The sequence below is a fragment of the Kitasatospora sp. NPDC059408 genome, from assembly GCF_042751525.1.
In the GTDB taxonomy this organism is placed as follows: domain Bacteria; phylum Actinomycetota; class Actinomycetes; order Streptomycetales; family Streptomycetaceae; genus Kitasatospora.
Window position 1 is genome coordinate 17,988 of record NZ_JBHYWI010000102.1, and the last position, 10,713, is coordinate 28,700.

8 protein-coding genes are annotated in these 10,713 nt (G+C 73.2%); 7 read left to right on the forward strand and 1 reads right to left on the reverse strand.

The window, feature by feature from the left end; all coding sequences use genetic code 11:
- Positions 1 to 184 precede the first annotated feature (184 nt).
- The 3 genes from ACFXDE_RS38935 to ACFXDE_RS38945 all read left to right on the forward strand — a co-directional run bounded on the left by ACFXDE_RS38935 (position 185) and on the right by ACFXDE_RS38945 (position 4,859).
- A complete protein-coding gene (locus ACFXDE_RS38935) occupies positions 185 to 2,233 on the forward strand; it encodes a PEP/pyruvate-binding domain-containing protein (RefSeq protein WP_380499053.1) in 2,049 nt (682 codons plus the stop codon).
- 98 nt (positions 2,234 to 2,331) lie between these two features.
- A complete protein-coding gene (locus tag ACFXDE_RS38940; protein ID WP_380499054.1) occupies positions 2,332 to 3,687 on the forward strand; it encodes an acetyl-CoA carboxylase biotin carboxylase subunit family protein in 1,356 nt (451 codons plus the stop codon).
- A gap of 32 nt (positions 3,688 to 3,719) precedes the next feature.
- On the forward strand, positions 3,720 to 4,859 hold the full coding sequence (locus ACFXDE_RS38945) for a nucleotide disphospho-sugar-binding domain-containing protein (protein ID WP_380499055.1): 1,140 nt from the start codon (positions 3,720 to 3,722) through the stop codon (positions 4,857 to 4,859).
- A gap of 157 nt (positions 4,860 to 5,016) precedes the next feature.
- On the opposite strand, the gene ACFXDE_RS38950 is transcribed toward ACFXDE_RS38945, so the two are convergent.
- Positions 5,017 to 5,229, reverse strand: coding sequence for a DUF6059 family protein (locus ACFXDE_RS38950; RefSeq protein ID WP_380499056.1), 213 nt, complete (start codon positions 5,227 to 5,229; stop codon positions 5,017 to 5,019).
- A 198-nt stretch (positions 5,230 to 5,427) separates the two neighbouring features.
- Between ACFXDE_RS38950 and ACFXDE_RS38955 the strand changes: the two genes are divergently transcribed.
- The 4 genes from ACFXDE_RS38955 to ACFXDE_RS38970 form a co-directional block, all read left to right on the forward strand.
- The gene (locus tag ACFXDE_RS38955; RefSeq protein ID WP_380499057.1) at positions 5,428 to 6,456 is read left to right on the forward strand and encodes a 3-oxoacyl-ACP synthase III family protein; all 1,029 of its coding nucleotides are present in this window, start codon (positions 5,428 to 5,430) and stop codon (positions 6,454 to 6,456) included.
- Positions 6,453 to 7,553 carry an alpha/beta fold hydrolase gene (locus tag ACFXDE_RS38960; protein ID WP_380499058.1) on the forward strand — a complete coding sequence of 367 codons (1,101 nt, stop codon included), beginning with the start codon at positions 6,453 to 6,455 and terminating at the stop codon, positions 7,551 to 7,553. The genes ACFXDE_RS38955 and ACFXDE_RS38960 overlap by 4 nt, the downstream gene beginning before the upstream one ends.
- Positions 7,550 to 8,341: a thioesterase II family protein gene (locus ACFXDE_RS38965; RefSeq protein WP_380499059.1), complete on the forward strand. Its 792-nt coding sequence runs from the start codon at positions 7,550 to 7,552 to the stop codon at positions 8,339 to 8,341. Before ACFXDE_RS38960 ends, ACFXDE_RS38965 begins: the two co-directional genes overlap by 4 nt.
- A gap of 245 nt (positions 8,342 to 8,586) precedes the next feature.
- Positions 8,587 to 10,713: type I polyketide synthase (locus tag ACFXDE_RS38970; protein ID WP_380499060.1), on the forward strand; the 2,127-nt coding region annotated here is incomplete at its 3' end.

A 10,713-nucleotide genomic window follows, 5' to 3' on the forward strand; every position in this document is an offset into this window, starting at 1 on the left:
GCCACAGCCGCGAGGGTCACATCATTCATTGGCGGCCGTTTACCTGGCCGAAACGATTCACGATGGCCTGATGCCGTGTGATCATTCGTCAAACCTTCATATTCGATGGCAGTGTGTGCGTAGCCGTACCACCCTTCTGCACCAAGTACACATGATCGTGTACACGATGACGAATGGCTGAACTGTGCGCACTACCCGGTCGGATCGCAACGACGCGACCACGCGGCCCCGCCTTCCAGATGAACAGCTCACGCTCCAGGAGTTCTCCCGGCTCGCCGGGCAGGTCGGGGGCTACCCCTATGTGAAGGTCGTACTCGACCGTCAGGAGTCGGTACTCCACTTCATCGACAGTGCCGACGGCACCCTCCACGTCCGGTACATCGCGAGCGAGATCCTCGGAATGTCGATCGACGAACTGGCCCGCGGGCTCGACGCGTTCAACGACGAGGTTTACCGGAATCCCGATCGCCGCTTCTATCTCGGCACTCTCGCGCACCACACCCACCACACCCGCCACGGCGAATTCCTGTCCCTGGAAACGGTCGACGTCGACACCATGTCCCAGGAGATGCTGCGGCACTTCTTCCACCGGGTGCGCGAGCACGTCGACCCGGCGCTGGCGCTGGTCCTCAAGCCGGCCAACCACCGGCAGGAGGGATACGTCGCCCGCATCCCGGAGAGCGAGATACCGCGCGTACTGTCCCACGAGCTCTACTCCACCGCCGCGTTCGTGCCGCTCGCGGCCGGAGCGGCCCACGGGCGGCTGCGGGTGTTCCGGTCGGAGGAGGAGTACCGGGGTGATCCCGAGCCGCTGGCGTGGCACGACATCGTGGTGATGCCACGGGTGCCCGAGGACATCCCCCGGGTGTCCGGGATCATCCACACCGAGCACACCACGCCGCTCTCCCACATCAACGTGATGGCCGCCGGCTGGCGGATCCCCAACGCCGTCGGCCTCGGGGCCGTCGAACGGATCGAGCGTGCCGGGCTCGCCGGGCGGTGGGTGCGCTACCGGGTCGCGGCGGACGGCGAGGACTTCCTCCTGGAGGCCGCGGAGCCGGGCAGCCCCGGGGACACGCGGCCCGCCGCGCCGGGCGACCGCGTCGTCGTGGACGTGCCCGACCTCACGCCCACGCCGATCGCCCCGCTGTCCGAGCTGCGCGCCGGCGACCACGTCCGGTTCGGCACCAAAGCGGCGGGCCTCGGCGAGCTCACCCACCTGCTGCAGCACGGCTCGCCGCGCTGGCTCGGCTTCTACCGCGCGCCCCGGCCGCCCCGGGACAACCTGCTGCGCTACCTGGCCCGGCAGCTCGACCTCCCGGAGGACGCGGACATCGCGGAACTCGACTTCTCCGCACAGCAGTTGGTGAAGGAGCACGCCCAGGTTCCGCGCGGGATCGTTCTGCCCTTCGCCCTCCAGCAGTGCTTCCTCGACTCGTCGGCGGAGCTCCGGGGAGTCGTCGGAGCGATCGATTCGGCTCTGTCCCACGGGACTTCGGCCCAGCGGGTCGAGGAGCTCTGCCTCGAAGCGCAGCGGCTGATCCGCACCGTCCCGGTACCCGGACCGATCCGCACCGAGATCGACCGGGCCGTCGGCCGGCACCTGTACGGCGCGCCCGTCCTGGTCGTCCGCAGCTCCTCCAACGCCGAGGACCTGCCCGGCTTCTCGGCCGCCGGCCTGTACGAGTCGGTGGCGAACGTCGGGAGTGCGGGCGGCATGGCCCCGGGTACGACCCCGGACGATGCGCTCCTCGACGCGGTCCGGGAGGTGTGGGCGTCGCTGCTGTCGCCGCGCGCGGTGCTGCTGCGGAGCCAGGCCGGCATCCCGCCGGAGCACTGCCGCATGGGCGTGATCGTCCAGGAGCAGGTGGGTGCCACCGTCGGCGGCGTCCTGGTGAGCTGCAACCCGCTGAGCCCGGGGGACTTCCGCAACGTCCTCCTCAACATCTCGCCGCGCTCGGTGACCGACGTCGTCACCGGCCGGGGCGCCCCGATCCAGTACCTGTGCAACACGATGGAGGGCGGCAGCCGCACGGTCTCGCTGGGCACCGCCGGCGCCGACCTGGACGGCGGGACCAAGGACGTCCTGGGCCGGCTGGCCCTGATCAGCCGGCTGCTGCAGTCACACTTCTCGCCCGACGAGGCGTACGACGCCCCGGTCGACGTCGAGTGGGCGGTCGAGGGCGACCGGATCAGCCTGCTGCAGGTGCGCCCCTTCCGCACCGCCGGCTGACGAGTCCCGCACCTTTAGCCCCCAGCCCTGTGCAGGCCTGCGCGAGGCAGCTCGCACGTGCCGCCGGGCCAACTGAACTTCCTTCCGGAGAGCCGAAGTTGAACAAGATCCTGTACGTCTACGTCAAGGGCGGAGCCCCGCTCGAATACGCCTTCCCGCGCATCGCCGCCTGCGGCGAGGTGCACGTCCTCGCGCTGGCACCGCTGCCCACGACCGCGGAGGAGGTCTGGCGTCCGAGCTGTACGAGCATCGAACTCGTGCCGGACGCCCCGCGCGGCGACGAGCTCGTCGAGCTGATCGTGGAGCACGCGAAGGCCGTCGGGGCCGACGCGGTGCTGACCCTCTCGGAGTTCGCCGTGCTGGCCGTCGCGCACGCGGCGAGCCGGCTCGGGCTGGCCGGGGCCGGCGAGGGGATCCTCCGCGCCCGGGACAAGCGGCTGATGCGGGAGGCGTGGGCCGCGGCCGGCGTGCCGATACCCGCCTTCCGCCGGGTCGACGGCCTCGCCGACCTGGACGCCGCGCTGGCCGGGCTGACGCCCCCACTGCTGCTCAAGCCGGCCTGGGGCGCCGGGTCGGTGGCACAGATCGTGCTGGACGCGCCCGAGGACGCCGCCCCGGCGTGGGAGGAGATCGAGCGCGGGCTGCGGGCCGGCAGCCGGGTCGGCATGAACGAGCTCTACGCCGCGGACACCGACCGGGACCGGCTGGTCGAGGAGATCGCCCAGGGCTCCACCGCGGGCTGGTACGAGGAGCCCGGCTACGGCGACTACGTGAGCGTGGAGGGGATCGTCGCGGACGGCGTCTACCACCCGCTGGCCATCACCGCCAAGCTGCCGACCGTGCCCTCCTTCGTCGAGGTGGCCAGCACCTCGCCCGCGGTCCTCCCGGTGCCGGTGCAGCGCCGGATCGAGGAGGTCTCGCGGCAGGCCGTCGACGCGCTCGGGCTGGAGAACTGCGGCACGCACACCGAGCTGAAGCTCATGGCGGACGGCGGGCTGGTGGTCATCGAGACCGCCGCGAGGTTCGGCGGCCTGCTGACGACCCGGCAGGTCCACGAGGTCTTCGGGCTCGACCCGATCGGCATGCTGGTGCGGCAGTTGCTCGGCGAGCGCGTCGACTACCCCGCGGCCATGCTCACCGACGGGGTCAGGGCCGCCGCGTCGGTGGCCGTCGTCCCGGCCGACGCGGCCGGGACGCCCTGGCGGAGCAGCCCGGTCTGGAACCCGCGGGCCGTGGACTGGCAGGGCCTGCTGTCGCCGGGCAGCACCATCGAGGCCGTGCCGGCCTTCGCCCTGCCCGAGGGCGAGCCGGTCCCGGCCTTCGACCCGGCCGCGGGGTCGCGCAACTGGCTCGGCGTCTACCTGCTGACCGCCGTCGACGCCGCCACCCTGCACCGCGACTGCAACGCCGTGCTGAACGGCCTCGAAGCCGCCCTGCACCGGGCCTCCTCCTGATCCCGCCCGTCCCGACGACCGAGGTTCCTCCCATGCGCGTACTGTTCGCCGGCGCCCCCGGCTTCGGCCACCTCTTCCCGCTGGTCCCGCTCGCCAGGGCGATGCGCGGGCTCGGCCACGAGGTCGCGGTGGCCTCGATGGACGGCGGCGAGCCGGTCGCCGCGTCCGGGCTGCCGTACCTGTCCATCGCCCCCGGCGTCGACTGGCGCAAGGAGATCAGGGAGGCCGGCCGCACCCGGCGGCCCGACCTGATGGAGCGGGTGATCGCGACCAACTCGGCCGACCGCGAGGCGTTCGTGCCGCTCGCCGCCCACGTCAACAGCCGGGTGGCCGACGCGGTGGTCGAACTCGCCGCACGGTGGCGGCCGGACCTCGTGGTGTACGAGTACCAGTTCCCGGTGGCCCTGCTCGCGGCGGCCCGCCTGGGCGTGCCCGCCGTCCAGCACGACCTGGGCTTCGTCCGCACCCCGAAGCTGCGCGCGCTGATGCTCGCCGAGATGGCGGACACCTTCGCGCGGCACGGGATCGACCGGCTGCCCGAGCCGGCCGAGACCATCGACCTCGCACCACCGAGCACGACGGGGGGCGACCTGTACGGCTGCTCGATGCGGCCCGTCTCGTACAACGGCGAGGGCGGCGTCCCGGCACCGCTGGCCGCGCCCGCCGGCCGGCCGCGCGTCGCGGTGACGCTCGGCACCGTGCCGCCCAAGACCGACGGCCTGACCAGGGTCGAACGGGTGATCGCGGCGGCGGCCGGCCTCGACGCGGAGTTCGTGCTGGCCACCGGCGAACTCGACCTGAGCACGCTCGGCACGCTGCCGGACAACGTCCGCGCGTACGGCTGGGTGCCGTGGCGGGCGCTGCTGGACACCTGCTCGGCGGCGGTCCACCACGGCGGCAGCGCCAGCGCGCTCGGCGCGCTGGACGCGGGCGTCCCGCAACTCGTGCTGCCCGACGGCTCCGACCGCTTCATCACCGCGGACGCCGTGCACGCCCGCGGCGCGGGGCTCCGGGCGAGTGCCGAGGAGATCGGCCCCGCGCTGCTGGAGCGGCTGCTCACCGACGAGGGGCTGCGCCGGGCCGCGCGCGAGGTCCGCGCCGAGATCGCGGCGATGCCGAGCCCGGCGGACGTGGCGCAGCGGCTCACCGGCCTGGCCGGCGCCACCCGCTGAGCCGGGCGGCCGGTGCCCCGGCCGCGAACGCGCGGCCGGGTCCGGCCCGTACCCGCCGCCCGGTCCGCCGGGGTTGCCCCGGGTCCCGGCCCTCGGCCCCGGGCGGCCGGGAACGGCGACCTCACGCAGGCGTCCGTGCTCCGGCCGACCGGAGCGGTCAGAACGGTCCGGTGCCCAACTGCTCCGCCAGGAAGCGTTCGAGGGGCGTCAGCGGAACCTCCGGGCAGAGCCGTTCGGGGTGCCACCGGCCCGGCCCATCCTCCTCGGGCGGCAGGACCGGAACGTGGACCCAGGAGCTTCCGTAGCTGATCAGCATGGACCAGAACGCCCGGGCGCACCGCCGGCCCCAGGAACGCAGGATCCCGGACACGTCACACGACTCCCTTCGGCGAGACGGCATTCGGGCAGCGTCGCAGCGCGGTCTTAACCGTCGCCAAACCGCCCGCCGGTGCCGCCGGGGCCGGGCGGCCTCCGTTAGAGCGGCTTTAGACGATCATCCGACGATGAGTCGCGAATCCGCCGGTGGCACCTCCGTGACCGGCGGACAGCCGCGAAGGGAGGGCCTTCCATGGATGCCCCGGACGTACGCCTGGTAGCGGTGGGAACCGCACTGCCGGGCCCCCCGGTCGACAACGCCGCCCTGGCGAAGCGCTTCGGCGTCGACGAGATCTGGGAGCAGTGGGTCGACGCGTTCATCGGCACCCGCCAGCGGCACTTCTCCGTCGACCTGGACAGCGGCGAGGTCCGCTACCGCCTCGCCGACCTCGGCCGGATCGCCGCCGAGCGCGCGTTCGCCACCGCCGGGCTCTCCCCCGGGGACGTCGACCTCGTGGTGATGGGCACCTCCAGCCCCGACCAGCTGATGCCCGCCACCGTCAACGTGATCGCCGACCAGCTGGGCATCAACGGCGTGCCGAGCTTCCAGCTCCAGTCCGGCTGCACCGGCGCGTTCCAGGCGCTCGACGTCGCGCACCAGATGCTCTCCACCGGACGCCACCGCACGGCGCTGGTCCTGGGCGGCGACGTGTGCACCAAGCACCTGGACCTCACCCTGGACCCGAAGGACCTCACCCCGGCCGAGCTGGTGCCCGGCGTCATGTTCGGCGACGGCGCGGGCGCCGCGCTGCTCAGCACCGAACCGCGCGCGGGCGCCCCGACGATCCGCCGCATCCTGGTCCGCCTCACCGGCCTGGACCGCGAACCCGGCCACGTCGTCGACTGGTACGGCCCCGCCGACCACCACGCCTCGGGCCCCGCCACCAGCGAGGACTACAAGGCCATCGAGGAGTCCGTGCCGACGATGGCCGCGGAGATCCTCGGCGAACTGCAGGACGAACTCGACTGGCCGGACCTCGACTACCTGCTGCCGCCCCAGCTCTCCGGCCGGATGACCGCCCGGATCGTCGAGTCGCTGGGAGTGCCCGGCGCCCGCGAGATCAGCTGCGTCACCAGCACCGGGAACACCGGCAACGCCCTGCCGTTCTTCCAGTTCGAGCAGCTGCTGGCCCGGATGGCCCCGCACGACCGCGCCCTCGGCATCGCCGTCGAGTCCAGCAAGTGGATCAAGGGCGGCATAGCGCTGGAGATGACGGCATGACCGCGAACGACCTCGCCGAGCTCAAGCAGTACGTGACCGTGCACGCCCGCTCGCAGCGCATGGCGCCCGAGCACTACAACGCCGTCCTCGGGCGGATCCGCAACGACGACGAGGGCGCCGAGGACTCCTGGGCCGCCGCCTGGACCCGGCAGGCGGAGCGCCTGGAGCAGGCCGGCCGGCTGCTCGACGCGTGCCGGCACTACAACATGGCGCGCTTCCCGTTCGTCGACGGCCCGGCCCGCCAGGACGCGCTGGACCGCTGCGTGAGCGCCTTCGACCGCTGGCGGCGCGACGTGCCGGGCATCGAACCGCTCGACCTCGACCTGCCCGGCGGACGGGTGCGCTGCTGGACCAGCGGCCTGTCCGGCACCGAGCGCCTGCCCGTCCTCCTGGTCATGGGCGGCATCGTCACCGTCAAGGAGCAGTGGGCACCGGTCCTCGCGAACGGGCGCCGGCTGGGCATGGCCGGCATCGTGGCCGAACTGCCGGGCGTGGGCGAGAACACCCTCACCTACGGGGCCGACAGCCCCGCGATGCTCTCCCAGCTGCTCGACGCCATCGCGGACCGCGCGGACGTCTCGCAGACGTACGCGCTGGCCATGAGCTTCAGCGGGCACCTGGCCCTGCGCTGCGCCGTCGACGATCCCCGGATCAAGGGCGTGGTCACCGTCGGCGCGCCGATCGACGCCTTCTTCACCGACCCCGAGGCGCAGCGGTCCATGCCGCGGATCACCCGCGACACCCTGGCCCACCTGACCGGCACCGAGCCCGCCGGGATCGCCGACCGCCTGCGCGACTGGGCCCTGACGCCCGACCAGCTCGCCGGCCTGGACATTCCGGTCGGCTACGCCGCCAGCCTGCGCGACGAGATCATCCCCCAGGCCGAGAGCGCCCTGCTCCGGCAGCACGTGCGACACCTCGACCTGATCACCAACGACGACGTCCACGGGTCCCCCCGGCACGTCCGCGAGGTCGGGCTCTGGACCATCCTGTCGGTCCTGCGGATGCGCGGCGTCAAGGGCCTGCCCCGGCTGTTCATGGAGTCCTCGCTGCTCGCCCTGCAAGCCCGTCGGCGGTTGCTCGGCAACCCGCAGTGAACGGGACCCTCGCCGCCTCGGCCTACCTGCCGAACCCGCCCGACCCCACCGCCCGGTTGCGGCTGTTCTGCTTCCACCACGCCGGCGGCGCGGCCTCCGCGTTCGCCGGCTGGCAAGCCGCCCTCGGCGGCGGCGTCTCGCTCGTGCCCGTCCAACTGCCCGGCCGGGAACGCCGGATCAGGGAGGCTCGGGTCACCGACATGGCACGGCTCGTCGCCGAACTCGACGACGAACTCGGCCCCGCCCTGACCCGGCCGTACGCGTTCTACGGCCACAGCATGGGCGCCGCCGTGGCCTACGACCTCGCCCAACTGCGGGCCCGCCGGGGCGAGCGGCTGCCCGAACGGCTGCTGGTCGGCGCCTACCCGGCTCCGCACCTGCCCTCCCGGCTCGGGCCCGTGGTGCGGCTGCCCGACCGGGAACTGGCCGACTGGGCGGTGCGGCTCGGCGGGATGTCCGGCGAACTGCTGCGCTTCCCGGAGTGGGCGCGCACCGCCACCGCGCTGCTCCGCGACGACCTGCGGATCTGTCTGAGCCGCCGGACCGCGGCCGAGCCGCCGCTGGACCGTCCCATCGACGTCTTCACCGGCTCGACGGACCCGCTGCTGCCCCGGGAGGACGCGGTGGGCTGGGCCCGGCACACCACCGCCGGCTTCCGGCTGAGCGTGATCCCCGGCGGCCACTTCTTCACCGCCGAGTCCCGCCCCGAGTTCCTCGGCCGGCTGCGCACCGTCCTCGCCGATGCCGGTCGCGCGGGCGGCGTGGGCAACGTCCCGGCCCGTTTCTGACCGGGTCGGACCGGCTTTAGATCGACTCCAGGATCGCCATCAGCCCGCCGGGAGAGCCTTTCACCTGGCGGGACGTCCTGCTCGGCGCTCGCACCTCCTTCAGTTCACGGTCCCGCACGGGCTCCCGGCCGACCACCGGCCGGGGTCCCGGCCGGACCTCCGTCCGCAACCCGGCCGACCTTCGGCCCGGGGCCGCGGGCGGTCTCCCATCCGAACAGCTCTCACGACGAGGGGCAGTCCAGCAGATGACGCGTGATCTCGATCTCGCCGGCTCGGAGTACGCGGCACCGCAGGAGCCGATCGCCATCATCGGGCTCTCGTGCCGCCTGCCGCAGGCACCCGATCCCGAGTCCTTCTGGCGGCTCCTCCGTGACGGCTCGCACGCGATCACGCGCACCCCCGCGGACCGCTGGGACGCCGACGCCCTCCACGACGCGGACCCGACCGCCCCCGGGAAGATCAACACCCGCTACGGCGCCTTCCTCGACGACGTCGACCGCTTCGACGCCGGGTTCTTCGGCATCTCGCCGCGCGAGGCCGCCGCCATGGACCCGCAGCAGCGCCTGGTCCTGGAGCTGAGCTGGGAGGCCCTGGAGGACGCCCGCATCCGGCCCGCCGACCTGGCCGGCAGCCGCACCGGCGTCTTCGTCGGCGCGATCTGGGACGACTACGCGACGCTCCTGCACCAGTACGGTCCCGAGGCCATCACCCAGCACTCGAACACCGGACTCAACCGCGGCATCATCGCCAACCGCGTCTCCTACACCCTGGACCTGCACGGGCCCAGCCTGACCGTGGACACCGCGCAGTCCTCCGCGCTGGTCGCCGTCCACCTGGCCTGCGAGAGCCTGCGCCGCGGCGAGACCGACCTGGCCGTCGCGGGCGGCGTCAACCTCAACCTCATCCCGGAGAGCGCGATCACCGCCGCCAAGTTCGGCGGCCTCTCCCCCGACGGACGCTGCTTCACCTTCGACGCCCGCGCCAACGGGTACGTCCGCGGCGAGGGCGGTGCGACGGTGGTCCTCAAGCCCCTCGCCCGCGCGCTCGCGGACGGCGACCCCGTCCACGCGGTCATCCGGGGCAGTGCCGTGAACAGCGACGGCGGCACCGACGGGCTCACCGTCCCCAGCCCCGACGCGCAGGCCGAGGTCCTGCGCCAGGCGTACGGGCACGCCGGGGTCGAACCGTCCGCGGTGCAGTACGTCGAGCTCCACGGCACCGGCACCCGGGTCGGCGACCCGGTGGAGGCCGCCGCCCTCGGCGCGGTGCTCGGAGCGGGCCGGTCGGGCGACGCCGCCCTCCGGGTCGGTTCCGCCAAGACCAACGTCGGCCACCTGGAGGGAGCCGCGGGCATCGTCGGCCTCCTCAAGGCCGTCCTGAGCATCAGCCACCGGGAACTCCCGGCCAGCCTCAACTACGAGTCCCCCAACCCGGCGATCCCGCTCGGCGAACTTGGCCTGCGGGTCCAGGACGAGCGCTCGGCCTGGCCCTCCCCCGACGCGCCCCTGCTGGCGGGCGTCAGCTCCTTCGGGATGGGGGGCACCAACTGCCACGTCGTCCTGGCGGAGGCGCCCGTGACGCCGGCCGACGGGCCGACGCGGACGGCGCCGGACGGACCGGTGTCCTGGGTGCTGTCCGGACGCTCGCCGGAGGCCCTGCGCGGACAGGCGGCACGGCTGCTGGAGGCCCTGCGGACCGATCGCCGCCTCGGCGCCGCCGACCCGCTGGACATCGCGTACTCGCTGGCCACCACTCGGACCGCGTTCGAGCACCGGGGCGTCGTCATCGGCAGCGACCTCGACGAACTCACCCACGCTTTGGAGCAGTTGGCCGACGGCGAACCCTCACCGAACGTCGTGCGCGGGACGGCGACCGGATCCGGCAAGCTCGCCTTCCTGCTCTCCGGCCAGGGCTCCCAGCGCGCCGGCGCAGGCCGCGAACTCTACGAAACCCAGCCCGTCTTCGCCGAGGCACTCGACCGCGTCCTCGCACTGCTGGAACCGGGACTTCGGGACATCATGTTCGCCGAGCCCGGCACACCCCAGGCCGAACTCATCAACGACACCCGCCACACCCAACCCGCCCTCTTCGCCCTCCAGACCGCCCTCTACCGATTGCTGGAGAGCCAGGGCATCACCCCCGACTACCTTCTCGGGCACTCCATCGGCGAAGTCACCGCCGCCCACCTCGCCGGCATCCTGAACCTCGAAGACGCCACCACCCTCGTCTCGGCGCGTGCCCGTCTCATGGCCGACCTTCCGCGCGAAGGCGGCATGATCGCCGTCCAGGCCACCGAGGAACAGATCCTCCCCCTCCTCAACGACCGCGTCTCCATCGCCGCCATCAACGGCCCCGAATCGCTCGTCGTCTCC

Coding starts and splice junctions, on each gene's coding strand:
- ACFXDE_RS38955 (WP_380499057.1), top strand. CDS start 5,428: ATGGATGCCCCGGACGTACGCCTGGTAGCGGTGGGAACCGCACTGCCG.
- ACFXDE_RS38945 (WP_380499055.1), top strand. CDS start 3,720: ATGCGCGTACTGTTCGCCGGCGCCCCCGGCTTCGGCCACCTCTTCCCG.
- ACFXDE_RS38960 (WP_380499058.1), top strand. CDS start 6,453: ATGACCGCGAACGACCTCGCCGAGCTCAAGCAGTACGTGACCGTGCAC.